This is a genomic window from Pseudomonas sp. 21 (assembly GCF_000955805.1).
GTDB lineage: Bacteria > Pseudomonadota > Gammaproteobacteria > Pseudomonadales > Pseudomonadaceae > Pseudomonas.
On the sequence record NZ_JYOA01000014.1, the window covers coordinates 1 to 22880 of the forward strand.

General features: G+C 65.7%; 22 protein-coding genes. 8 read left to right on the top strand and 14 right to left on the bottom strand.

The window, feature by feature from the left end:
• Nucleotides 1-293: 293 nt before the first annotated feature.
• The gene (locus UB43_RS27095; protein ID WP_045217657.1) at nt 294-869 is read left to right on the top strand and encodes a xanthine phosphoribosyltransferase; all 576 of its coding nucleotides are present in this window, start codon (nt 294-296) and stop codon (nt 867-869) included.
• Between the two features lie 164 nt (nt 870-1033).
• Here the strand turns inward: UB43_RS27095 and UB43_RS27100 are convergent, their stop codons facing one another.
• From UB43_RS27100 to UB43_RS27140, 9 genes are all read right to left on the bottom strand, one after another.
• Nucleotides 1034-2809 carry an acetyl-CoA hydrolase/transferase C-terminal domain-containing protein gene (locus UB43_RS27100; RefSeq protein ID WP_156160510.1) on the bottom strand — a complete coding sequence of 592 codons (1776 nt, stop codon included), beginning with the start codon at nt 2807-2809 and terminating at the stop codon, nt 1034-1036.
• 264 nt (nt 2810-3073) lie between these two features.
• A complete protein-coding gene (locus tag UB43_RS27105) occupies nt 3074-3502 on the bottom strand; it encodes a cytochrome c5 family protein (protein ID WP_045217660.1) in 429 nt (142 codons plus the stop codon).
• Between the two features lie 185 nt (nt 3503-3687).
• Nucleotides 3688-4236, bottom strand: coding sequence for a cupin domain-containing protein (locus UB43_RS27110; protein ID WP_037009703.1), 549 nt, complete (start codon nt 4234-4236; stop codon nt 3688-3690).
• 163 nt (nt 4237-4399) lie between these two features.
• On the bottom strand, nt 4400-5479 hold the full coding sequence (gene alr / locus UB43_RS27115; RefSeq protein WP_045217664.1) for an alanine racemase: 1080 nt from the start codon (nt 5477-5479) through the stop codon (nt 4400-4402).
• A gap of 80 nt (nt 5480-5559) precedes the next feature.
• The gene (locus UB43_RS27120) at nt 5560-5913 is read right to left on the bottom strand and encodes a RidA family protein (protein ID WP_045217666.1); all 354 of its coding nucleotides are present in this window, start codon (nt 5911-5913) and stop codon (nt 5560-5562) included.
• Nucleotides 5888-7183, bottom strand: a complete 1296-nt coding sequence (dadA, locus tag UB43_RS27125) for a D-amino acid dehydrogenase (RefSeq protein WP_045217668.1) — start codon at nt 7181-7183, stop codon at nt 5888-5890. The genes UB43_RS27120 and dadA overlap by 26 nt, the downstream gene beginning before the upstream one ends.
• A 361-nt stretch (nt 7184-7544) precedes the next feature.
• Nucleotides 7545-7889 carry a YdbL family protein gene (locus UB43_RS27130; protein ID WP_045217669.1) on the bottom strand — a complete coding sequence of 115 codons (345 nt, stop codon included), beginning with the start codon at nt 7887-7889 and terminating at the stop codon, nt 7545-7547.
• Nucleotides 7890-7904: 15 nt separating this feature from the next.
• Nucleotides 7905-8096 carry a YnbE family lipoprotein gene (locus UB43_RS27135; protein WP_024762075.1) on the bottom strand — a complete coding sequence of 64 codons (192 nt, stop codon included), beginning with the start codon at nt 8094-8096 and terminating at the stop codon, nt 7905-7907.
• Nucleotides 8097-8113: 17 nt separating this feature from the next.
• Nucleotides 8114-10678, bottom strand: a complete 2565-nt coding sequence (locus tag UB43_RS27140) for a YdbH domain-containing protein (protein ID WP_045217671.1) — start codon at nt 10676-10678, stop codon at nt 8114-8116.
• 163 nt (nt 10679-10841) lie between these two features.
• Between UB43_RS27140 and dadR the strand changes: the two genes are divergently transcribed.
• The 3 genes from dadR to UB43_RS27155 all read left to right on the top strand — a co-directional run bounded on the left by dadR (nt 10842) and on the right by UB43_RS27155 (nt 14437).
• Complete coding sequence (gene dadR / locus UB43_RS27145) at nt 10842-11330, top strand: transcriptional regulator DadR (RefSeq protein ID WP_015479539.1); 489 nt, start codon at nt 10842-10844, stop codon at nt 11328-11330.
• 165 nt (nt 11331-11495) lie between these two features.
• Nucleotides 11496-12815: an FAD-binding oxidoreductase gene (locus UB43_RS27150; protein WP_045217676.1), complete on the top strand. Its 1320-nt coding sequence runs from the start codon at nt 11496-11498 to the stop codon at nt 12813-12815.
• A gap of 68 nt (nt 12816-12883) precedes the next feature.
• Entirely contained in the window at nt 12884-14437 is a 1554-nt protein-coding gene (locus UB43_RS27155; RefSeq protein WP_045217678.1) for a phospholipase D family protein, read from the top strand.
• Here the strand turns inward: UB43_RS27155 and UB43_RS27160 are convergent.
• Together UB43_RS27160 and UB43_RS27165 are read right to left on the bottom strand one after the other, a co-directional pair.
• Nucleotides 14434-15603 (bottom strand): MFS transporter, encoded by a 1170-nt coding sequence (locus UB43_RS27160; protein WP_045217680.1) that lies wholly within the window; start codon nt 15601-15603, stop codon nt 14434-14436. The genes UB43_RS27155 and UB43_RS27160 overlap by 4 nt on opposite strands.
• 157 nt (nt 15604-15760) lie before the next feature.
• Nucleotides 15761-17254 carry an aldehyde dehydrogenase gene (locus tag UB43_RS27165; protein WP_045217682.1) on the bottom strand — a complete coding sequence of 498 codons (1494 nt, stop codon included), beginning with the start codon at nt 17252-17254 and terminating at the stop codon, nt 15761-15763.
• Between the two features lie 300 nt (nt 17255-17554).
• Between UB43_RS27165 and UB43_RS27170 the strand changes: the two genes are divergently transcribed.
• Nucleotides 17555-17917, top strand: coding sequence for a cupin domain-containing protein (locus UB43_RS27170; RefSeq protein ID WP_024762072.1), 363 nt, complete (start codon nt 17555-17557; stop codon nt 17915-17917).
• A gap of 122 nt (nt 17918-18039) precedes the next feature.
• On the opposite strand, the gene rpmG is transcribed toward UB43_RS27170, so the two are convergent.
• Nucleotides 18040-18195: a 50S ribosomal protein L33 gene (gene rpmG / locus UB43_RS27175; protein WP_017520721.1), complete on the bottom strand. Its 156-nt coding sequence runs from the start codon at nt 18193-18195 to the stop codon at nt 18040-18042.
• Between the two features lie 12 nt (nt 18196-18207).
• A complete protein-coding gene (rpmB, locus tag UB43_RS27180; RefSeq protein ID WP_009614118.1) occupies nt 18208-18444 on the bottom strand; it encodes a 50S ribosomal protein L28 in 237 nt (78 codons plus the stop codon).
• A 364-nt stretch (nt 18445-18808) separates the two neighbouring features.
• Between rpmB and UB43_RS27185 the strand changes: the two genes are divergently transcribed.
• Nucleotides 18809-20380, top strand: a complete 1572-nt coding sequence (locus UB43_RS27185; RefSeq protein WP_045217687.1) for an ABC transporter substrate-binding protein — start codon at nt 18809-18811, stop codon at nt 20378-20380.
• 4 nt (nt 20381-20384) lie between these two features.
• On the opposite strand, the gene radC is transcribed toward UB43_RS27185, so the two are convergent.
• Nucleotides 20385-21059 (bottom strand): DNA repair protein RadC, encoded by a 675-nt coding sequence (gene radC / locus UB43_RS27190; protein ID WP_045217689.1) that lies wholly within the window; start codon nt 21057-21059, stop codon nt 20385-20387.
• Nucleotides 21060-21201: 142 nt separating this feature from the next.
• Between radC and coaBC the strand changes: the two genes are divergently transcribed.
• Both coaBC and dut read left to right on the top strand, forming a co-directional pair.
• Nucleotides 21202-22410, top strand: coding sequence for a bifunctional phosphopantothenoylcysteine decarboxylase/phosphopantothenate--cysteine ligase CoaBC (coaBC, locus tag UB43_RS27195; RefSeq protein WP_045217692.1), 1209 nt, complete (start codon nt 21202-21204; stop codon nt 22408-22410).
• A 7-nt stretch (nt 22411-22417) separates the two neighbouring features.
• Nucleotides 22418-22873: a dUTP diphosphatase gene (gene dut / locus UB43_RS27200; RefSeq protein WP_045217694.1), complete on the top strand. Its 456-nt coding sequence runs from the start codon at nt 22418-22420 to the stop codon at nt 22871-22873.
• The last annotated feature ends 7 nt before the right edge of the window (nt 22874-22880 follow it).

Below are 22880 nucleotides of genomic sequence, written 5' to 3' on the forward strand. Positions count from 1 at the left end.
CCTCTCCCCCGCCCTCTCCCTGAAGGGAGAGGGAGCCGCCCGTGCCAGCTGACACATCAGTTTGATCCTGCACCGAACCAGTCCCCTCTCCCTTCGGAGCGGGGCGCGCAGCCAGGGTTAGGGAGAGGGCAAAGCCCAGGCAGGTATCTCCCGACAAGTGATCTTTGCACTTCCGCCCATCGAAAAACTGTCCACCTGATCAGCAATTGCATTGGTCGGAACGTCGCGCAGAACCCCACGGGCATTGTAGAATTACGCGCTTCATCAGCGACAGCCGCTCCGGAAGCACCCCCGTGAACACTCTCAAAGACAAAATTCGCAGCGAAGGCATCGTTCTTTCCGAACAGGTCCTCAAGGTAGACGCCTTCCTCAACCACCAGATCGACCCGGCGCTGATGAAGCAGATCGGCCACGAGTTTGCCGAACGCTTCAAGAACCAGGGCATCACCAAGATCGTCACCATCGAGGCCTCGGGCATCGCCCCGGCGATCATGGCCGGCCTTGAGCTGGGCATCCCGGTGATCTTCGCCCGCAAGTTCCAGTCGCTGACGCTGAAGAACGACCTGCTGATCTCCAAGGTGTTCTCCTTCACCAAGCAGACCGAAAGCACCATCGCCATCTCGGCCAAGCACCTGACCGCCGCCGACCACGTGCTGGTGGTGGACGACTTCCTCGCCAACGGCCATGCCGCCAAGGCGCTGATCGACCTGATCCAGCAGGCGGGCGCCAGCATCGCCGGCCTGGGCATCGTCATCGAGAAGTCCTTCCAGGAAGGCCGCGCCCTGCTGGAAAGCGAAGGCTTCCGAGTGGAATCCCTGGCTCGCGTGAAGTCGCTGGCCAACGGTCAGGTCGAGTTCCTCGAAGACTGATCCTGCGCCGTACAAAAAAGGCGGGCACCGACAGGGCCCGCCTTTTTTCATGCCCGCTCGACGGACCTGGCATGTCCTGTAGGAGCGAGCTTGCTCGCGAACCGCACGGCGCCGTTGCCATCCCGGAGAGCTTCGCAAGCCATAACGATGGCGCCCCCTCGCGCCTACAAGGTTTGTTCGGCGCTGGCTTTCAGGCCGGCCAGCACCAGGCGCTGGTACAGCTCCTCGCGCAGCCCATCCGGATTTGCCAGCCCCATGCGCTCCAGATGCGCCGGGTAGGCCTCCGGCGCCGGCGCATCGAGAGTCGCCTTGCCCAGCTCGAGAATCTCGCTCAGCTTCAGCTTGCTCTTGAGCCAACCCAGCGCGCGCAACAACTCGCGCTCCTGTTCGGTGAAGTCGCACCCCAAGGGGAACTCCGGCAGCAGATGACGATGCTGTCGCGCCGCGTCCCGCAGGCGCTCCGGGGTATTGTCGCGATAGCGCTGGTCCAGCTCGAAATCCTTCGGCAGCTTGCCAGCCTCCTGGGCCTGGGCGATCAGCTCGTCCTGGAAGCGCGAGTCGGCGATGGACAGCATGGCGGCGATCACCTCGGCATCGTTGCGGCCGCGCAGGTCGGCAACGCCGTACTCGGTCACCACCATGTCACGCAGATGCCGGGGAATGGTCGTGTGACCGTAGCTCCAGACGATGTTGGAGCTCAGCTCGCCCTCGGATTCGCGCCAGCTGCGCAGCATCAGGATCGAGCGTCCGCCCTCCAGCTCATGGGCCTGGGCGACGAAGTTGTACTGCCCGCCGACGCCGCTGAGTACCCGGCCGTCCTCCAGTTGGTCGGCCACGCCGGCGCCCAGCAGGGTGACGGTGAAGGCGCTGTTGATGAAACGCGCGTCGCGACGCTGCTCGCGCTTGAGCTCCTCGTCGCGGTAGAGGTTGTTGACGAAGCCGATGCCGGTCATGCCGATCCCGGCCAGCTCCTCGCGGGGCATTTCGCGCAGGCGCCGGTAGAAGGCCTGCGGGCCAAGGAAGAAGCCACCGTGCAGCCAGACGCCCGGCTCGGTCGGTGCGGCGCCGGGGCGCGCCGCTACCCGGCGGTTGAGCACACCCGCCTCGGCCAGGGCCAGCAGGCCGGGAACGAACATCTCGCTGCAGCCATACAGCCCGTGCTGGAAAGCGCCCAGCCCACCGTCGCGCTCGATCAGCCCGGTGTGGCGGGCGGTGGAGTCGAGGCTGTCGAGCAGCGCACGATAACCGTCGTTGTCACGCTGGCGGGTCAGCAGCGCCGAGGTCAGGGCATCGCCCATGGAACCGATGCCGATCTGCAGGGTGCCGCCGTCGCGCACCAGGGCGCTGGCGTGCAGGCCGATGCAGTGGTCCTGAAGGCCCACTGGCAGGTTGGGGGTGGAAAACAACGTGCTGCTGTCGCCCGGTGCATCCACCAGCAGGTCGAAGAAATCCTCGTCCACCTCGGCGTCGCCGGGCATGTACGGCAACTGGTCGTGGACGACGCCGATAATGACGATGGTTTCGCCCGCCGCGCGGCGACGCTGCAGCATCGGTAGCAGGTCGAGGGTGATGTCCGGGTTGCACGCCAGGCTCAGCTTGCCCGGCCGCGCCGGGTCGCGGGCCACCAGCTGGGCGACGGCGTTGACGCCCTTGGCGTTGATGTCGCGCGCCACGTGGCTGTAGTTGCAGCTGATGTAGTTCTGCTGCGCCGGGGCGCTGTCCAGCAGGCTGCCGGGCTGCAGGTAGAACTCTTCGACACGGATGTTTTCCGGCACGTTGCCGCTGCGCAGGTCGTGCAGGTAGTCCAGTTCCGGGTAGTCGCCGTAGATGCGCTCGACAAAGGGTTCGAGGAAGCGCCGCTGCAGCTCGCCGCCGGCCTGTGGGCGGCCCAGCGACAACGCGGTGTAGAGCGTCAGCTGTCGGCGCGGGTTCTCGCGCATGTGCCGGTACAGCGCATTGGCCAGCTGATTGGGCTTGCCCAGCCCGAGCGGCAGACCGAGGCGGATGTGCCCATCCAGGCGTTGCAGCAGTTGTTCGACGGCAGTTTCGATCGAGCAGGATTGCACCAGACGTTCCTCCTGATTCGTGTCAACGACAGGAGTTTGGACCGGTATTACGCAAAAGTTGCTCCCGCGACTCACAAGGTGACAAATCGCGGGCATGAAAAAGCCGCCCTTGGGCGGCTTTTTCGCACAGGTCGGCTGTTACAGGCCGGACATGTGGTGAATCGCAGCTTTCAGCTCGTCATCGGAGCAATCAGCGCAAGTGCCCTTGGGCGGCATGGCGTTGATACCCGAGATGGCCTTGGCCAGCAGGCCGTCGAGGCCGCCCTGCTCTTTCGCACGCTTGCCCCAGTCAGCCTTGTCGCCGACTTTCGGTGCGCCCAGCAGGCCGCTGCCGTGGCAGTTGGTGCAGACCTTGCCGACAATCTCTTCGCCCGAACGCGGAGCACCACCACCGCCAGCAGCGGCTACGGCGCCAACGCCTTCGCATTCCTTGCCCTGGACGCAGACTTTGCCGACAGGTTCGAGGCGCTTGGCAATGGCGTCATCGTTGGTCGCGGCCTGAACGCTCACTGCCCACAGGGCCAGTACGGCAGCTTGGGCTGCCAGGATTTTTCTAATCAGGTTCACCCTTTCACCCTCATCGTGGCTTATCACGCCCGGTCGCGGTGCAGTCACAGTCTCGGGCCGCGCGAGCGGGCGCAAGTATAACGGCAAAGCTTCGAAGCTCGAAACCATTGCGCCACCTCGCCGTGCTTTCTTACCGGGCTTTGCGGCATTAGGTCGCAGCTGATCTGGCCGGTCCTACCGGCTGTTCAAAAATTTGCCGGTGTGGTCGCGCTGATCAGTCGTGCCGGGGTTTCGAACGGATTGCGGAAGCGGTGCGGCTTGGTGCTGTCGAAATAGTAGCTGTCGCCACATTCGAGGACGAAGGTCTCGTCGCCGACGGTCAGTTCCAGACGGCCTTCGACCAGTACGCCGGTCTCTTCGCCTTCGTGGGCGTACATGTCGTCACCGGTGTCGGAGCCCGGCGGATAGGTCTCGTCGAGCAGGGTGATGGCACGGCTGGGGTAGTCCTTGCCGATCAGCTTCATGATGATCGAGCCGCTGGACAGGTCGCTGAGTTCGTCTGCCTTGTAGACCACAGGAGTGTTGCTGCTCTGCTCAAGATCGAGGGAAAAGAACTCGACCAGGGACATCGGAATACCACCCAGCACTTTCTTCAGCGAACTGATGGAGGGGCTGACGCTGTTCTTCTCGATCATCGAGATTGTGCTGTTGGTCACACCCGCCCGTTTGGCGAGTTCGCGCTGGGACAAACCTTTGAGCTTACGGATGGCTTGCAGACGAGCACCGACGTCCAAGGGTGGGGTCCTCCTTATTCTTGTGATCAGGCAGGCTCTGAAAGGCAGAACCCGCAGCGGCTTGAGCCGAGCGGGTTCCAAGTGCCACGTATCATGGCAACACCGTTCAGTATTTACAACAGATCGCCCGACGATCCTGCGCAAACTTTACGGGCGGTATCCGTCACTCGCCGCTATAGACCCGCGGGACCCGCTTGAGGTTGCAGAACAGCTGGTAGGGAATGCTGCCGCACAGGGAAGCCAGCTGGCTGGCGGGGACGTTCGGGCCCCAGAGTTCGACGCGACTGCCCAGGCCGGCCTGCGGCAGGTCGGTCAGGTCCACGGTGAGCATGTCCATGGACACACGGCCGATGATGCGGCTGGGCTTGCCGTCGATGAACACCGGCGTGCCGTCCGGCGCGTGGCGCGGATAGCCGTCGGCGTAGCCCATGGCAACCACGCCGACGCGCACCGGGCGCTCGGCAATGAAGCGCGCACCGTAGCCGACGGGCTCGCCGGCCGGCAGTTCGCGGATGCTGATGACCTGGGATTCCAGGGTCATCACCGGGCGCAGTTGGTCCGCCAGCGGATGGGTCTGCTCGAACGGAGTGGCGCCGTAGAGCATGATGCCGGGGCGCACCCAGTCGCTGGGCACTTCGGACCAGCCGAGGATGCCGGGGGAATTGCGCAGGCTGATCTCATGACCCTGGCCCGCGGCTTCGCGCACGGCCTGGAAAGCGGCGACCTGCTCCTCGGTGCGGGGGCAGTCCAGCTCGTCGGCGCGGGAGAAGTGGCTCATCAGCACGACCTTGGCCACATGGGGCAGCGCCTTCAGGCGCGCCAGCGCGGCAGCGTAGTCCTGCGGGAAGAAGCCGACGCGGTGCATGCCCGAGTCCATCTTCAGCCAGACGGTCAGCGGCTTGCTCGGGCGGGCACGCTCGATGGCCTCCAGCTGCCAGGCCGAGTGCACCACGCACCAGAAATCATGGGCGTCGATCAGCTCCAGTTCGCTGGCCTCGAAGAAGCCTTCGAGCAGCAGGATCGGCGCGCGGATGCCGGCTTCGCGCAGCTCCAGCGCTTCCTCGATACAGGCCACGGCGAAACCGTCGGCCTCGCCTTCCAGGGCGCGGGCGCAGACCACTGCACCGTGGCCGTAAGCGTCGGCCTTGACCACCGCCAGCGCTCGCGCGCCGGTGACTTCACGAGCCAGGCGGTAGTTGTGGCGCAGGGCGGCGAGGTCGATCAGGGCACGGGCGGGACGCATGGCGAGGCTCTCTTATGGTGGTTGGAACAAAAACGACGGACGAAAAAAACCCGGCGCTCCGGCCGGGCCACGCAAAACGGTCAGGGCAGTGCAGCGACGATGGAGACCTCGACGAGGATCTCCGGATAGCACAGCGCCGCCTGGACGGTGGCGCGCGCCGGGGCGCAGCCCTGCGGGACCCACTGGTCCCAGACGCCGTTCATGCCGGCGAAGTCGGCGGCGACGTCCTTGAGGTAGATGGTTGCCGAGAGGACACGCGACTTGTCGGTGCCGGCCTCGTCGAGCAGGCGCTCGACGCTGGCGAGGACTTCGCGGGTCTGTTGCTCGACTCCGGCGGAGAGGTCATCTGCCACCTGGCCGGCGAGGTACACCGTGCCGTTGTGGACGACGACCTGGCTCATCCGCTGATTAGTGTGCAGGCGCAGGATGGCCATCGTGGGCCTCCGAGGCAGAGCCGTAGCGGGAAATATCCAGGCCTTCGGTGCTGATCTGCGGGCGCTTCTTGGCCATCAGGTCGGCGAGGTAGCGACCCGAGCCGCAAGCCATGGTCCAGCCCAGGGTGCCGTGGCCGGTGTTGAGGAACAGGTTGCGGTAGCGGGTGGCGCCGACGATCGGGGTGCCGTCCGGGGTAGCCGGGCGCAGGCCGGTCCAGAATTCCGCCTGGCTGACATCGCCGCCTTCCGGATACAGGTCGGTGGTGATCATTTCCAGGGTGGCGCGGCGACGCGGGTTCAGCGACAGGTCGAAGCCGGCGATTTCCGCCATGCCGCCGACGCGGATGCGCTGGTCGAAGCGGGTGATCGCGACCTTGTAGGTCTCATCGAGAATGGTCGAGGTCGGCGCCATGTCCGGGTTGGTGATCGGCACGGTCAGCGAGTAGCCCTTGAGCGGGTAGACCGGGGCGTCGATGCCCAGCGGCTTGAGCATCTGCGGCGAATAGCTGCCCAGCGCCAGCACGTAGCGGTCGGCGGTGACCAGTTGGCCATCGACCCAGACGCCGTTGATGCGGTCGCCGGCGAAATCCAGGCGCTGGATGTCCTGGCCGAAGCGGAATTCCACGCCCAGGGCCTTGGCCATCTCGGCCAGCTTGGTGGTGAACATCTGGCAGTCGCCGGTCTGGTCGTTGGGCAGGCGCAGGGCGCCGACCAGCTTGTCCGCCACCTTGGCCAGGGCCGGCTCGACGCGGGCGATGCCGGCGCGGTCGAGCACTTCATAGGGCACGCCGGTGCTTTCCAGGACGGCGATGTCCTTGGCGGCCGAGTCCAGCTGGGCCTGGGTGCGGAACAGCTGGGTGGTGCCCAGGGAGCGGCCCTCGTAGGTGATGCCGGTCTCGGCACGCAGTTCGTCGAGGCAGTCGCGGCTGTACTCGGACAGGCGAACCATGCGCTCCTTGTTCACCGCGTAGCTCTTGGCGTTGCAGTTGCGCAGCATCTGCCACATCCAGGTGTACTGGCTCGGGTCACCGGTCAGCTTGATGGCCAGGGGAGCGTGGGTCTGCATCAGCCATTTCATGGCCTTCAGCGGAATACCCGGGGCGGCCCAGGGCGATGCATAGCCAGGCGACACCTGGCCGGCGTTGGCGAAGCTGGTTTCCAGGGCCGGGCCGGGCTGGCGGTCGACGACGACCACTTCGAAGCCGGCACGGGCGAGATAGTAAGCACTGGCGGTACCGATCACACCGCTGCCAAGCACCAGAACGCGCATCTTTGCCTCCTACGTCGCGCCAGGGGCGCAGACGTTTCTTATTCTGAACGTAGATGCGCGCAGTATAGGAAGTCAGGCTCAGCGATATTCACTGATTGCTATGCGGTATTTGACGAAAATTCCTGGCAAAAGCGGCTTTCACGGAGGGACATCCACCAGGATTACGGCGTTTTCACCCGAGACCGAAGGGTCGAGGATCTGGTGAGAATTTCGCCAGATCCAGAGGAAATAGCGAACGGAATGGGATTGACCAGAACTTCTCGCGCCAGAGCATTTGCCGACGGGAATTACCTGCTTCCGCCGCAGCTCCCCGGACTCGCCGCCGCAAGCGACGGCGAGCAGGGAAATCCCCTTGGCGCGCTTACTTGCGCACCCACTGGCCATTGACCTGTACGTACTGCCCCGAAGGGGTGCGCTCGATGGCCTTCTTGCCGGCCAGGGATTCCACGTCCTTGAGGGTGGCGCCACTCTGGCTGGCGACCTTCTGGTACTCGGCGCGGCGCGCGGCGTTGATCTGCGCGGCGACATCGGCGGCATCGCCGCCGTTCTTCACGACACCCAGGTAACCGTCGGCCTGCTCGCCGACCAGCCCCTGGGACTTGGCGCCGCCCAGCGCGGACATCGCCTGCTCCAGGCTCATGGCCATAACCGGCAGGCTCAGGCAGAGGGCGACCAGCGCGACGCCCAGTTTGCGGTGCAATCTCATGCAAAGGCTCCTTCTTTAGAACAGGCCGCTGTTCTCATTGATGATGCCGTCGAGCGCCTTGTCGACCTTGATATAGATCTCGTGCTCGATCTTCACGTTGAGGTTGATGTTGATCGGCTCCTTGGGCGCGGCCAGCTGCACGGTGGGCGTGCAGCCCTGGACGACGCCTGCCAGGAGCAGGAAGGGTAAAACGGCGCGAAGGCGCATCGGGGTTCTCCTTGCGGTCATGGTGCGGCGGCCGGGTCGTTGCGCAGGCGGTCCTGCACGCGCTTGCGGATGGTGTCGCTGACCCGGTCGCTCAGTTGCAGGCTGGTGAGCAGCTTGGGCACGTTCTCCTCCAGGTTGACGTTGAGGTTGATCGGCCGGCCCTGTTCCAGTTCGGGATTGCGCCCGCTCAGGCTCAGGGCGAGGAGCAGCTTGCCGGATTCATCATAATCCACGCGGCTGCTCAGCTTGTCGTAGCGGAAATCATCGATGGCGGTGGCCACCAGTTGCATGGCCGGGTTGCTCTGGCCCAGCGACTGGATCTTCGGCGAACGGAACTGCAGCACACCCGGCTGCCGCGCGGCCACTTCGCCATTGCGGATCACCAGCTTGCCCTCGTGCAGGCCCAGCGGCAGGTTGCCGTCGATGATGCCGTTGCCGGACAGACCTTCCGCCGGATACGCCGCGAGGATCGCCTCCAGCGCCAGCCCCTCCAGCTTCAGCGTCAGACCCTCGCGGCGCGCGGAAAGATCCACAGCCCCCGGCGGTAGCCATGCACGACCGTTGAACAAACCGAGCTCCGCCTGCTGCCAGTCGACCCGCCCGGCCAGCGGCGCGTCCAGCGAGCCCTTGTAGTTGCCCTGCAGCGACAGCGGGCCGAGGGTCACGCCGGGGTTGAGCGAGGCGACTTTCACCTGCGGCAACTGCAGCTCCAGCTGCGAGCCTTTCAGGGAAACCTTCGCCTGCAGGTCAAGGCCATGGACCTCGCTGCGGTCGTAGACGCCTTCCAGTCCGCTGCCGCGCAGGTTCAGCTCGAGACCCTGCGGCTCAGCGCCCGGCGGCAGGCGCCAGTTCAGGTCGAAGCTGGCCTTGCCGTTGTTCAGGCTGAGCAGCGCCGGCCAGTCGCCAAGTGACTTCTCCAGCGGGTTGCCGGTGCGCAGGAAGAACTCCGGCTGGCGCGCAACCAGCGCAACACCCTGCTTGGCGGAATTGTTCAGATCGACTTCGGCATTCAGCCCGCCGCTGTTCAGCAGGCGGCCCTTGAACTGCTGGCTGTCGAGGCTCGCCGCCAGCGTCCCGAGGGCATTCCAGGACAGCGGCTTGACGTGGGACTGGCGCAGCTCGCCCACGGCCAGTTTCAACGGCGCATTCAGTTGCAGGGTGGCCGGCGCATCACTGGCGTACCCCAGGCCCAACACACCTTTGCCCAGCGTGACGGCAAGCTTGCTGGCCTTGAGCAACTGCGGGCCGCTCAGCGTGCCGACCTGCCATTGCGCGCCATCGGCCAGGTTGAAACTCGCCGACTGCTGATCGAGGCGGCCGTCGAAACTCAGGTCGATACGACTGTTGTCGCCGCGCAGGCCGGCCATTTCCAGGTGCGGAATCTTGCCCTCCAGCCGCGAGTCCATCAGTTGCAGCGCCAGCGGCACCGCTTCCAGCAACGCCACGCGGGAACGCAGGCGCAGGTCGGCAGCGCCTACAGCGTGCAGGTCAGCGCGAACACTACCGGCCTCTTCGTCCACGCCGGGTTCCATATGCAGGGTCAGTCGTGCCGGGCGCAGGCCGACTGGCAGCGCCTGCAGCCAGTCGCCGTAGAGGTCCGACAGGCGCAGATCACCGCTGAGCACCGAGGGCCGCCAGCCGGCACCGCTGCCGTTGGCGATCAGCCGCAGGTCGCCCTGCAGGTTGCCCAGGCCCGGCAGCGGCCAGGGTTGCGGCAGTTGCAGGGACAGATCGATGTTGCCGCGGCCATCGCGCAGGCCGGGCCAGTCAGGCCAGGCAGCGTCTCCCGCCGATTGCGTGTCCCAGCTCAGGCGCAGGCGCCCGGCTTCGGGGATCGGCAACGGCAGGTTCGGCGTTGGCAACCACATGCCCAGCCAGTTGCGCACCGCCTGCACCGGCGGCACGGCGGGGCTGGCAAGGCTGCCGCTGAGCTGGCGGGCGCCCGGCGCCCAGGTCGAATCCAGCGACAGCAGCTGTTCGTTATCGAGGAAGCTGTCCAGCTGCAGGCGCCACTGCCCGTCGCCGGGCTGCAACAGGCCATTGAAGGCAAGCTGCTGCCCGCCCTGGCGCAGCTCGCCGCCCAGGGCCGCGGCGCCGCCCTGGATCTGCTGCCAGTGGGCGCTGCCGTTGAGGGTGCAACGCTGTTCGCGGGCACAGGGCAACTCGAGGAAAACCTGCTCCAGCGCCAGCCGCCCGGGCAGCAGCGCCAGCCAGCGATTGAGCTGCGCCAGGTCCGGCAGGGCAGCGTCCTCGTCTTCCGCCCTCTCTCCCGGCCATTGGCGGACATCGATCCTGCCGGCGGCCAGCTCCTTCAGGCGCCAGCGGCCGTCGGCATGTTCGGGCCAGCCAACGCGGACCTCGCGTAACTGGATGGCCAACCGCGCGCCATCGGCTGTCTGCCGCTGAAGCGTCATTTGCTCCAGGGTCAGCCCTTGTCGCGAAACGCTCAGGCCCTGCCACTGCTCGATGCTCACCCCGGCATTCGCCAGCAGCCGCGGAACCGCCAGCCACACCGCGCCGACCGCCAGTGCCAGGAGCAGCAACAGCAGCAGGAGGACGGTGCGCAGGCGGGGGAACGACATGCGAAGGCTCCGGAAAAAACACACGATTGCAGCCGGAAACGGCAGAACTCTGGCCTACAGGCTGGCCGCCCGGCGCGGGAAGTTCAAGGGATGCCAGTGATATTCCCTGCACAACCGACTATATTGCCGACATTCCCCCAAAGCTCATCCCAGAGTCTTTCCCATGAGAACCCAGCACCAAAGCCGCCGCGAACTGGACAAAATCGACCGCAACATCCTGCGCATCCTGCAGGAAGAGGGTCGCATCTCCTTCACCGAACTGGGCGAGCGCGTCGGTCTCTCCACCACGCCGTGCACCGAGCGCGTGCGCCGGCTGGAGCGCGAGGGGATCATCATGGGCTACAACGCCCGGCTGAACCCGCAGTACCTGAAAGCGAGCCTGCTGGTGTTCGTCGAAATCAGCCTGGACTACAAATCCGGTGACACCTTCGAGGACTTCCGCCGCTCGGTGCTCAAGCTGCCCCACGTGCTGGAGTGCCACCTGGTGTCGGGCCACTTCGACTACCTGGTGAAGGCGCGTATCTCGGAGATGGCCTCCTACCGCAAGCTGCTGGGCGACATCCTGCTCAAGCTGCCCCACGTCCGCGAGTCCAAGAGCTACATCGTGATGGAAGAGGTGAAGGAAAGCCTCACCCTGCCCATCCCCGACTAAATAGCCGGACTAGAAAGCCCGACTGGTTCCCCGCCGTTCCCGGCAGGCTCATCGAGTTTATTTACGACTTCCCGACGCTTTTTGCGCCGCTGCCTATTGGCTGGGCGGGAAGTCGGCGTTTATCCTGCGTAAAATTTTAACAACACAAAAATCAGGATATCGCACATGAACGCCCGCGTTCACCAGCCGGTGCACACCGACCGCCACGCCCCGTCCTACTACGCCGCGAGCGTCAATCGGCGCCTCGAAGTACCGCCCCTGGCCGGCGAGGAAAGGGCCGACGTGTGCATCATCGGCGGTGGCTTCTCCGGGCTGAACACGGCCATCGAACTGGCCGAGCGCGGGTTCTCGGTGATCCTGCTGGAAGCCCACCAGATCGGCTGGGGCGCCAGCGGCCGCAACGGCGGCCAACTGATCCGCGGCGTCGGCCACGGCCTGGAACAGTTCGAGCCGGTGATCGGCGCCGATGGCGTCCATGCCATCAAGCAGATGGGCCTGGAGGCGGTGGAAATCGTCCGCCGCCGCGTCGAGCAGTACGCCATCGACTGCGACCTGACCTGGGGCTACTGCGACCTGGCCAACAAGCCTTCCGACGTCGAAGGCTTCCAGGAAGACTTCGATGAACTGAAGAGCCTCGGTTATCGCCACGAACTGCGCATGGTGCCGAAGGAGGAGATGCGCTCCATCGTCGGCTCCGACCTCTATGTCGGCGGCATGGTGGACATGGGCTCGGGCCACCTGCACCCGCTCAACCTCGCCCTGGGTGAAGCCGCCGCGGCGCAGAGCCTGGGCGTGAAGCTGTTCGAGAACTCCGCCGTCACCGGCATCGACTACGGCAGCGAAGTGCGCGTGCGTACCGCCCAGGGCAGCGTGCGCGCCAAGTCCCTGGTGATCGCCTGCAACGCCTACCAGAACCGCCTCAATCCCTACCTCGACGGCAAGGTGCTGCCTGCCGGCAGCTACGTCATCGCCACCGAGCCGCTGTCCGCCGAACAGGCCCATGCGCTGCTGCCGCAGAACATGGCCGTGTGCGACCAGCGCGTGGCACTGGACTACTACCGCCTTTCCGCCGACAACCGCCTGCTGTTCGGCGGCGCCTGCCATTACTCCGGGCGCGACCCGGCGGACATCGCCGCGTATATGCGACCAAAGATGCTCAAGGTCTTCCCGCACCTGGAAAACCTGCGCATCGACTACCAGTGGGGCGGGATGATCGGCATCGGCGCCAACCGCCTGCCGCAGATCGGCCGCCTGCCCGACCAGCCCAACGTGTACTTTGCCCAGGCCTATGCCGGCCACGGCGTGAACGCCACGCACCTGGCCGGCAAGCTGCTCGCCGCGGCCATCGCCGGCCAGCAGGGCAGCGGTTTCGAGCTGTTCGCCAGGGTGCCGCACATCACCTTCCCCGGCGGCAAGCTGCTGCGCTCGCCATTGCTGGCCCTGGGCATGGCCTGGTACCGCTTCAAGGAAACCCTCGGCGGCTGACCGCCACGGCGATCCAGCGGCTAGAATCTTCCGCAGCCCGTCACCGGCGGGCTTGTCGGAGAGTCCCTTTGTTTCCACGCCTGCTCCTGCTGATCCTGCTGGCACTGGGTGGCTGCGCCAGCGCGCCGCCGCCCGAGCCGTCGCACGTGCTGCCAGTGCAAGGCACGCGGCTGGACAACCAGATCAGCGAACAGGCCGCCGCCCATCCCGGGCAATCCGGCTTCCACCTGCTGGCCTCCAGCGTCGACGCCTTCCTCGCCCGCGCCGAGCTGATCCGCAAGGCCCAGCGCAGCCTCGACGTGCAGTACTACATCGTCCACGACGGCCTCACCACCCGCGCGCTGATCCGCGAACTGCTGCACGCGGCGGACCGCGGCGTGCGCGTGCGCATCCTGATCGATGACACCAGCAGCGACGGCTGGGACTACGAGCTGGGTGCCCTCGCCGCCCACCCGAACATCCAGGTGCGCCTGTTCAACCCCCTGCACCTGGGCCGCAGCACCGGCATCACGCGCAACCTCGGGCGGCTGTTCAACCTCTCCGAACAACACCGGCGGATGCACAACAAACTGCTGCTGGCGGACAACAGCGTGGCCATCGTCGGCGGCCGCAACCTGGGCGACGAATACTTCGACGCCAAGGCCGAGATGAATTTCAGCGACCTCGACCTGATGGGCGTCGGCCCGGTGGCGCAGTCGCTGGGGCAGAGCTTCGACCAGTACTGGAACAGCCGCATCAGCCGGCCCATCGAGGACTACCTGTGGGGCGACCCGGACCTCGACGAACTCAGCCGCATGCGCCGCAAGCTGGACCACTACCTGGCGAAAGAGCGGGTGAAGAGCTCCAGCTACATCGCCCGGCTGAATCGCAACAGCGATCGCCCACACCTGCAGGATTGGCTGGACGACCTGGTCTGGGCGCCGGGCAAGGCGGTCTGGGACACCCCGCTGAAAGTCCTCGACCACGGCGATCCGAAGGGCGAGTACCTGCTCAGCACCCAGCTGCAGCCGCTGTTCGACGGGGTGTCGAAGGAACTGATCCTGGTCTCGGCCTACTTCGTGCCGACCAGCGCCGGTGTCGAGTACCTGACCCAGCGCGCCGACAACGGCGTCAGCGTGCGCCTGCTGACCAACTCACTGGAGGCGACCGACGTACCCGCCGTTCACGCCGGCTACGCGCCCTATCGGCTGGAGCTGCTGGAGCACGGGGTGAAGCTCTACGAGCTGCGCGCCGACCCGGACCAGCGCCTGTCCGGTGCACCGTGGATGGTGCGGGGATCGAGCAGCGCCAGCCTGCACAGCAAGGCGGCGGTGTTCGACCAGCGGAAGGTCTTCGTCGGCTCGCTGAACTTCGACCCGCGCTCGGTGCTGTGGAACACCGAGGTCGGCGTCATCGTCGACAGCCCGGAACTGGCCGACCAGGTGCGCCGCCTGGCGCTGGCGAGCATGTCGCCCAGCGTCAGCTACCAGGTGAAGATCGCGCCGGACAGCGACCCGCCGAAGCTGGTCTGGGTCGAGGAACGCGGCGGCAAGCTGGTGGCGCTGGAGCGTGAGCCGGGCAACGCCTGGCGCCGGCTCAACGCGTGGATCGCCGGCGCCATTGGGCTGGAGAAGATGCTCTAGGAGCGCTCCTGCTGCAGCTCGGCGTCGGTCGCGCGCATCACCGGCGGCAAGCCGCGATAGGACACCAGCACCACAAAGCCCGCAGCCCCCAGCGCCATCACCAGCGGCAGCGCATGGCCGCTTATCCACTGGCTGGCCGCGCCGGTGGCCAGCGGCCCGATCAGGCAGCCGATGCCCCAGAGCTGGGCGATGTGCGCATTGGCGCGCACCAGCGCGTCGTCACGGTAGCGCTCGCCAATCAGAATCAGCGACAGGGTGAACAACCCGCCCGCACTGGCGCCGAACAGCACCAGCACCGGCCAGATGGCGCTATGGTGCAGCAGCAGCGGCATGGCCAGGCTGCTGAGGAGCAGCACGATGCCGCAGCCCTTGAACAGCGTCTGCCGCGAGATGCGGTCGGCCAGCCAGCCGATGGGCAGTTGCAGCAGCGCATCGCCGACCACCACGGTGCTGACCATCGCCAGTGCCACGGCCTGGGTGAAGCCCTGCTGGATGCCATACACCGGCAGCAGGGTGAGGATCATGGCCTCGAAGCCGGCGAACAGCACCACCGCCCAGGCAATCGCCGGAAGCTGGGCGCAGAAGCTGAACAGCCCGCGCCCGTTGGCACTGTGCGGGTCGACCTTGGGCGCGCCGGTGCGGCCGAGCAGCAGCAGGGAGCCGCCCACCAGCAGGCAGACGCTGAACCAGAAACCACGGTCGTCGGCGGTGCCGATGAAGGTCAGCAGCACCGGGCCGGACAACTGGCTCAGTGCATAGCCGGTGCCATACAGGGCGACCAGGCGGCCACGCCATTTCTCGATGGCCAGCTGGTTGATCCAGCTCTCCCCGAGGATGAACACCACGGTCAGCTGGACGCCGATCAGCAGGCGCAGGATCAGCCAGACCGGATAGCTCTGCAGCAGCGCCAGCAGGCCCACCGAGAAGGCCCCGGAAATCAGGCAGATGCGCATCAGCAGCGGTGTGCCGACCCGCGCGGCGAGGCGGCCGGCGATCATTGCGCCCAACAGCACGCCCACCGCAGGCGTGGACGCCATGACGCCGATGGCGAAGTTGCCGTAACCCCAGCCCTCCAGTCGCAGAGAAACCAGCGGCATGGTCAGGCCCAGGGCCAGACCGATGCTGATCACGGCAGCACACACAGCAAAATAAGGACCCCAACGCATTGTCTTTCTCCCGTTCCATCCGGAGCGCACGCCAGGCGCGAGGGTGCCCGATGCGCAATGCACAGCGGCCGGGTTTCCCTGAGGGAAACCCGGCCGCGGGTGTGGCTCTTTGTCAGAGCCGGCCCCTGGATCGGGGCCGACCTGCTTCAGCCGAGGATCAGAGTTTGATCCAGGTGGCCTTCAGCTCGGTGTACTTGTCGAACGCGTGCAGCGACTTGTCGCGGCCGTTGCCGGACTGCTTGAAGCCGCCGAACGGAGCGGTCATGTCGCCGCCATCGTACTGGTTCACCCAGACGCTGCCGGCGCGCAGCGCCTTGGCGGTCAGGTGGGCCTTGGACAGGTCGCTGGTCCACACCGCGGCGGCCAGGCCGTACGGAGTGTCGTTGGCGATGCGTACGGCTTCTTCGGCATCGGTGAACTCGATGACCGACAGCACCGGGCCGAAGATCTCTTCACGGGCGATGCGCATGGCGTTGGTCACGCCGTCGAAGATGGTCGGCTCGACGTAGGTGCCGCCAGTCTCTTCCAGGGTGCGCTTGCCGCCAGCCACCAGCTTGGCGCCGTCGTCGTGGCCAGCCTGGATGTAGCTCAGCACGTTGTTCATCTGGGTGGTGTCGACCAGCGCACCGACGTTGGTTTCCGGGTCCAGCGGGTTGCCCGGTTTCCAGGCCTTGATGGCTTCGACGACCATTGGCACGAACTCGGCCTTGATCGACTTCTCCACCAGCAGGCGCGAGCCGGCGGTGCAGACTTCGCCCTGGTTGAAGGCGATGGCGCTGGCAGCGGCTTCAGCAGCGGCTTTCAGGTCCGGCGCGTCAGCGAAGACGATGTTCGGACTCTTGCCGCCGGCTTCCAGCCAGACGCGCTTCATGTTGGATTCGCCCGCGTAGACCATCAGCTGCTTGGCGATCTTGGTCGAACCGGTGAACACCAGGGTGTCGACGTCCATGTGCAGGGCCAGGGCCTTGCCCACGGTGTGGCCGAAGCCCGGCAGGACGTTGAACACGCCTTTCGGGATGCCGGCCTCGATGGCCAGCTGGGCGATGCGGATACCGGTCAGCGGGGACTTCTCGGAAGGCTTGAGGATCACCGAGTTACCGGTGGACAGCGCCGGGCCGAGCTTCCAGCAGGTCATCAGCAGCGGGAAGTTCCACGGCACGATGGCGGCAACGACGCCGACCGGCTCGCGGGTAACCAGGCCCAGTTCGTTGTGGGCGGTGGCGGCCACTTCGTCATAGATCTTGTCGATCGCCTCGCCGCTCCAGCGCAGGCTGTTGGCGGCGCTGGACACGTCGATGCTCAGCGAGTCGCTGATCGGCTTGCCCATGTCGAGGGTTTCCAGCAAGGCCAGTTCCTCGGCGTTCTCCAGCAGCAGCTCGGAGAAGCGGATCATGACCTTCTTGCGCTTGGCCGGGGCCAGGCGCGACCAGGAGCCGGAATCGAAGGCGGCACGGGCGACCTGCACGGCACTTTCGGCATCGGCCAGATCGCAGCTGGCGACCTTGGCCAGGAAGCGGCCATCCACAGGGCTGATGCAATCGAAGGTGGCGCCGGATGCGGCGTCGACGTATTCACCGTTGACGAAGGCGCGGCCTTCGATCTTCAGGTCCTTGGCGCGAGCTTCCCAATCGGCGCGAGTGAGGGTACCCATGACAACGTGTCCTCTTATTAATGTACTTATCAGGTGCAGGCGCCCGGCGGGCGCGCTGTCAAATATTCCGCAAGGCGGAGCAAACGCATGCTGTTGGCAACCCTAAACCGGAGGCCGCCAATTTTCAATATTTTTTACACTAAGCGGCCAAATGGCCTTGTCACGTTCGTTTTATTAAACATAGACTGCCCTGATTCGTCGGCTGATGGTTTTCCGACAGCCGCTTCGGAGTAAATATCCAACAGCGCTGCGCGTGCCCGCACGCACTCTCGCCAACAACTCTAAAGAACCGAGACCGCCATGAACGTCGAGCAGATCGTCGATTTCGCCCAGGCCACCACCGCCCCCGAACACTACCGCCCCGCTCCGGACCGCATCATCAAGGGCGACCCGGCGCAGAACGTGCGCAACCACTACGCCAGCGACTGCGGCCAGTTCAACGTGGGCATCTGGGAAGGCGAGCCGGGCCACTGGAACGTCAGCTACACCGAGCATGAATACTGCGAGATTCTCCAGGGCGTGTCGGTGATCCGTGACGCCAATGGCGGCGCCAAGACCGTGCGCGTCGGCGACCGCTTCGTCATCCCCGCCGGCTTCAGCGGCACCTGGGAAGTGCTGGAGCCCTGCCGCAAGGTCTACGTGATCTTCGAGCAGAAGGCCTGATCCACCGAACATGAAAAAGCCCGCCGATCGGCGGGCTTTTTTGTGCCCGCGGTTCCGTGAGAAACCGCGGGCAAGAAAAAACCCGCCACGAGGGCGGGTTTCTTCACAAGGGCGAAGATCAATTACTTGATCTTGGCTTCCTTGTAGATCACGTGCTTGCGAACAACCGGATCGTATTTCTTGATCTCGATTTTCTCAGGCTTGGTACGCTTGTTCTTGTCGGTGGTGTAGAAGTGGCCGGTACCGGCGCTGGACACCAAACGGATCAGTTCGCGCATGACTGCAGCTCCTTAGAATTTTTCGCCGCGGGCGCGCAGGTCGTTCAGAACGGCCTCGATGCCACGCTTGTCGATGATACGCATGCCTTTGGCGGAAACGCGCAGACGCACGAAGCGCTTCTCGGATTCAACCCAGAAACGGTGATGCTGCAGGTTCGGCAGGAAACGGCGACGGGTTTTGTTGTGTGCGTGGGAAATGTTATTCCCGGTAACCGGACCCTTACCGGTCACTTGGCAAACTCTCGACATGGCTCAGCCCTCTGTAAACCACATGCCAAACCCGGCATGGGTTGGCTGCTTAACTCAATAGGATTCTCAGTTTCACCGGGGTCTTAACTGCCGCTTCGCCGCGATCGAGTCGCAGGATCAGGCAGGGCCCCAGAAAAGAGCGCAGCTTTATATCAGAAAGTCACTTCACGCTGCAAGGGAAAGCATGACTCGGAAAAGCCGACGCCAGCCCCCGCGGGCCGCGGCACTGGTGCCGTTCGTCGCTTGTCATCGTTGTGACGGGCAGCGGCTTGGTCTAGGGTAGCTCCTTCGAGGCTGCCAACAGCCTTGCATGACCCGCCCAGCCTCGCGGATGGGCATCTTGCCAGCTTACACGGAGTCCGTCATGCGTCTTGCCCTTCTCGCCCTCCTTCTTTCCCCCGCCCTCGCCAGCGCCGCCTCGCTGAGCGTGTGCACCGAAGCCAGCCCCGAAGGCTTCGACGTGGTCCAGTACAACTCGCTGACCACCACCAACGCCTCGGCCGATGTGCTGATGAACCGCCTGGTGGACTTCGACGCGGCAAAGGGCGAAGTGGTGCCGAGCCTGGCCGAAAGCTGGAAGGTCTCCGATGACGGCCTGACCTATGACTTCCAGCTGCGCGACGGCGTAGCCTTCCACCACACCGACTACTTCAAGCCCAGCCGCGCGCTGAGCGCCGACGACGTGGTGTTCAGCTTCCAGCGCATGCTCGACCCGGCCCAGCCCTGGCACAAGGTCGCCCAGAGCGGTTTCCCCCATGCCCAGTCGATGCAGCTGCCGAGCCTGGTAAAGGCCGTGGAGAAGGTCGATGAGCACCATGTGCGCTTCAGCCTCAACCATCCGGACGCGACCTTCCTGGCCATGCTCAGCATGGGCTTCGCTTCCATTTATTCGGCCGAGTACGCCGACCAGCTGATGAAGGCCGGCACCCCGGAGAAGCTCAACGCCCAGCCGATCGGCACAGGGCCCTTCGTCTTCAAGCGCTTCCAGAAGGACGCCGTGGTGCGCTACAGCGCCAACGCCGAGTACTTCGGCGGCAAGCCGGCGGTGGATAACCTGGTGTTCGCCATCACCCCGGACGCCAGCGTGCGCCTGCAGAAGCTCAAGCGCGGCGAATGCCAGATCGCCCTGTCGCCCAAGCCGCTGGACGTCGAGGCCGCGCAGAAGAGCGCCGAGCTCAAGGTCGAACAGACCCCGGCGTTCATGACCGCCTTCGTCGGCATCAACAGCCAGCACCCGCCGCTGGACAACCCCAAGGTGCGCCAGGCGATCAACCTCGCCTTCGACAAGGGCAGCTACCTGAAGAGCGTGTTCGCCGGCAGCGCCACCGTCGCCGACGGCGTCTACCCGCCCAACACCTGGAGCTACGCCAAGGACATCCCCGGCTACCCGCGGGACCTGGACAAGGCCCGCGCCCTGCTGGCAGAAGCCGGACACAAGGACGGCTTCAAGACCACCGTCTGGACCCGCCCTTCCGGCAGCCTGCTCAACCCCAACCCCAGCGTCGGCGCGCAATTGCTGCAGGCGGACCTGGCGCAGATCGGCATCCAGGCCGAGATCCGCGTGATCGAATGGGGCGAGCTGATCCGCCGCGCCAAGGCCGGCGAGCATGACCTGCTGTTCATGGGCTGGGCCGGCGACAACGGCGACCCGGACAACTTCCTCACCCCGCAATTCTCCTGCGCCAGCGTGAAATCCGGCCTCAACTTCGCACGCTACTGCGACGAGAAGCTCGACGGCCTGATCAGCCAGGGCAAGGCGGTGGCCGACCAGGCCAAGCGCAGCGAGCTGTACCACCAGGCGCAACAGATCATCCACGACCAGGCGTTGTGGTTGCCGCTGGCGCACCCGACCGCCTCGGCGCTGACCCGCCAGAACGTGAAGGGCTACCTGGTAAGCCCGTTCGGTCGCCAGGACTTCTCGAAGGTGCAGCTGTAGCGCGCTACAGCATCCCCAGCTCGGCCATGGATTGCGGCTCACCGTCGCCGACGATGAAGTGATCCAGCACGCGTACGTCGATCAGCGCCAGCGCCTCGACGATGCGACGGGTCAGCAGGTCGTCGGACTGGCTCGGCTCGGCGATCCCGGAGGGGTGGTTGTGCGCCAGGATCAGCGCCGCGGCGTTGTGCGCCAGGGCACGCTTGACGATCTGCCGGGGGTAGACGCTGGCACTGTCGATGGAGCCGCGGAACAGCACTTCGAAGTCCAGCATGCGGTGGCGGTTGTCCATGAACAGGCAGGCGAACACCTCGTGGGGCTCGTGGCGCAGCCGTGCCTTGAGGAAGTCGCGCACCGCCTGCGGGCTCTCCAGAGCGGGGCCACGGCCCATGTCCTCGGCCAGGTGCCGGCGCCCCATCTCCAGCACCGCCTGGAGCTGGGTGAACTTGGCCGGCCCCAGCCCGCGATGACGGCAGAACGCTTCGAGATCGGCCTCCAGCAGCGCGCGCAGGCTGCCAAACTCGACCAGCAGCCGGCGCGCGAGGTCGACGGCACTGCAACCGGCGACACCGGTGCGCAGGAAGATGGCCAGCAATTCGGCATCGCTCAGGCTCGCCGCCCCCTGTTCGAGCAAGCGCTCCCGGGGGCGTTCCGACACAGGCCAATCGAGAATTCTCACGCAACCTCCCAGGTCTGGTCCGCCCGCTGTTCCGGCGCAGGCGCTGTGCTATCTTAGCCCCCTCGCTGCGCGCAGCCGGAGGCCTGGGGAGGCGTCATCGGCTTCAGCGCGCGTCATCCATTTCCGTATTTAAGGCTGGCCTATGCAGCGGCTCTATCGTAAACGCATCGTTCTGGGCGTCGGTGGCGGTATCGCCGCCTACAAGAGCGCCGAACTGGTCCGCCGGTTGCGCGACCAGGGCGCCGAGGTGCGTGTCGTGATGACCCAGGGCGGCCGCGAGTTCATCACCCCGCTCACCCTTCAGGCCCTTTCCGGCCATCCGGTACACCTGGACCTGCTCGACCCCGCCGCCGAAGCGGCCATGGGGCATATCGAACTGGCCCGCTGGGCCGACCTGGTGCTGATCGCCCCCGCCACCGCCGACCTCATGGCGCGCCTGGCCCAGGGCGTGGCCAACGACCTGCTGACCACCCTGGTGCTTGCCACCGACGCGCAGGTCGCCCTTGCGCCGGCGATGAACCAGGCCATGTGGCGCGACCCGGCCACCCAGGTGAATGCCGAGCTGCTGCGTTCGCGCGGCCTGCATTTCTTCGGCCCCGCCGCCGGCAGCCAGGCCTGCGGCGACGTTGGTCCGGGGCGCATGCTCGAGGCCGAAGAGTTGGCGCAACTGGCCGCCGACTGCTTCGAGTTCAAGGCCCTGACCGGCCAGCACATCCTGATCACCGCCGGGCCGACCCAGGAAAACATCGACCCGGTGCGCTACATCACCAACCACAGCTCCGGGAAGATGGGCTTCGCCCTGGCCGAAGCAGCCGCCGAAGCCGGCGCTCGTGTGACCCTGGTGACCGGTCCGGTGCACCTGCCAACCCCGGACCGCGTGAGCCGCGTCGACGTGGTCAGCGCCCGCGACATGCTCGCGGCCTGCGAAGCGGCAATGCCGGCGGACATCCTGATCGCCTCCGCCGCCGTGGCCGACTACCGCCCGGAGCTGGTCGCCACGCAGAAACTCAAGAAAGACCCCACCACCGGTGACGGCCTGCTCTTGCAGCTGGTGCGCAATCCCGACATTCTCGCCACCCTCTCGCTGCGCGAGGACCGGCCCTTCAGCGTCGGCTTCGCCGCGGAGACCGAGAACCTGCTCGAGTACGCCTCGCGCAAGCTCAAGGACAAGAATCTCGACCTGATCGTCGCCAATGACGTGGCAAATCCGTCCATCGGCTTCAATAGTGAAGAGAACGCCATCACGGTCATCGACCGCGAATTGCACAAGACTGCGTTCGCCCAGACCAGCAAGGGCAAGATTGCCCGCCAGCTGATCGCCTTCATCGCCGAACGCATCAATCAACACTGAGAACTCAATGCATTCCCTGCAAGCCAAGATCCTCGATCCCCGCCTGGGCAGCGACTTCCCGCTGCCGCAGTACGCCACTCCGGGTTCCGCCGGCCTCGACCTGCGCGCCATGCTTCAGGAGGACTGCGTCCTCGAGCCGGGCCAGACCGTACTGATCCCCACCGGCCTGTCCATCTACGTCGCCGATCCGGGCCTGGCCGCGCTGATCCTTCCGCGCTCGGGCCTGGGCCACAAGCACGGCATCGTGCTGGGCAACCTGGTCGGCCTGATCGACTCGGACTACCAGGGCGAGCTGATGGTCTCCTGCTGGAACCGCGGCCAGACGGCTTTCAAGATCGCCATCGGCGAGCGCATCGCCCAGCTGGTGCTGGTGCCCGTGGTGCAGGCGCATTTCGAGCTGGTCGAGAGTTTCGACGAGAGCCAGCGCGGCGCCGGCGGCTTCGGTCATTCCGGCAGCCATTGACCCTTTC

What these genes read in the sequence shown, in the direction of transcription:
- UB43_RS27100 (WP_156160510.1), bottom strand. Translation starts at nt 2,809, where the DNA reads ATGCGCGAGAACCCGCGCCGACAGCTGACGCTCTACACCGCGTTGTCG.
- alr (WP_045217664.1), bottom strand. Translation starts at nt 5,479, where the DNA reads ATGCGTCCCGCCCGTGCCCTGATCGACCTCGCCGCCCTGCGCCACAAC.
- UB43_RS27120 (WP_045217666.1), bottom strand. Translation starts at nt 5,913, where the DNA reads ATGGCCATCCTGCGCCTGCACACTAATCAGCGGATGAGCCAGGTCGTC.
- dadA (WP_045217668.1), bottom strand. Translation starts at nt 7,183, where the DNA reads ATGCGCGTTCTGGTGCTTGGCAGCGGTGTGATCGGTACCGCCAGTGCT.
- UB43_RS27130 (WP_045217669.1), bottom strand. Translation starts at nt 7,889, where the DNA reads ATGAGATTGCACCGCAAACTGGGCGTCGCGCTGGTCGCCCTCTGCCTG.
- UB43_RS27135 (WP_024762075.1), bottom strand. Translation starts at nt 8,096, where the DNA reads ATGCGCCTTCGCGCCGTTTTACCCTTCCTGCTCCTGGCAGGCGTCGTC.
- UB43_RS27140 (WP_045217671.1), bottom strand. Translation starts at nt 10,678, where the DNA reads ATGTCGTTCCCCCGCCTGCGCACCGTCCTCCTGCTGCTGTTGCTGCTC.
- dadR (WP_015479539.1), top strand. Translation starts at nt 10,842, where the DNA reads ATGAGAACCCAGCACCAAAGCCGCCGCGAACTGGACAAAATCGACCGC.
- UB43_RS27150 (WP_045217676.1), top strand. Translation starts at nt 11,496, where the DNA reads ATGAACGCCCGCGTTCACCAGCCGGTGCACACCGACCGCCACGCCCCG.
- UB43_RS27160 (WP_045217680.1), bottom strand. Translation starts at nt 15,603, where the DNA reads ATGCGTTGGGGTCCTTATTTTGCTGTGTGTGCTGCCGTGATCAGCATC.
- UB43_RS27165 (WP_045217682.1), bottom strand. Translation starts at nt 17,254, where the DNA reads ATGGGTACCCTCACTCGCGCCGATTGGGAAGCTCGCGCCAAGGACCTG.
- UB43_RS27170 (WP_024762072.1), top strand. Translation starts at nt 17,555, where the DNA reads ATGAACGTCGAGCAGATCGTCGATTTCGCCCAGGCCACCACCGCCCCC.
- rpmG (WP_017520721.1), bottom strand. Translation starts at nt 18,195, where the DNA reads ATGCGCGAACTGATCCGTTTGGTGTCCAGCGCCGGTACCGGCCACTTC.
- rpmB (WP_009614118.1), bottom strand. Translation starts at nt 18,444, where the DNA reads ATGTCGAGAGTTTGCCAAGTGACCGGTAAGGGTCCGGTTACCGGGAAT.
- UB43_RS27185 (WP_045217687.1), top strand. Translation starts at nt 18,809, where the DNA reads ATGCGTCTTGCCCTTCTCGCCCTCCTTCTTTCCCCCGCCCTCGCCAGC.
- coaBC (WP_045217692.1), top strand. Translation starts at nt 21,202, where the DNA reads ATGCAGCGGCTCTATCGTAAACGCATCGTTCTGGGCGTCGGTGGCGGT.
- dut (WP_045217694.1), top strand. Translation starts at nt 22,418, where the DNA reads ATGCATTCCCTGCAAGCCAAGATCCTCGATCCCCGCCTGGGCAGCGAC.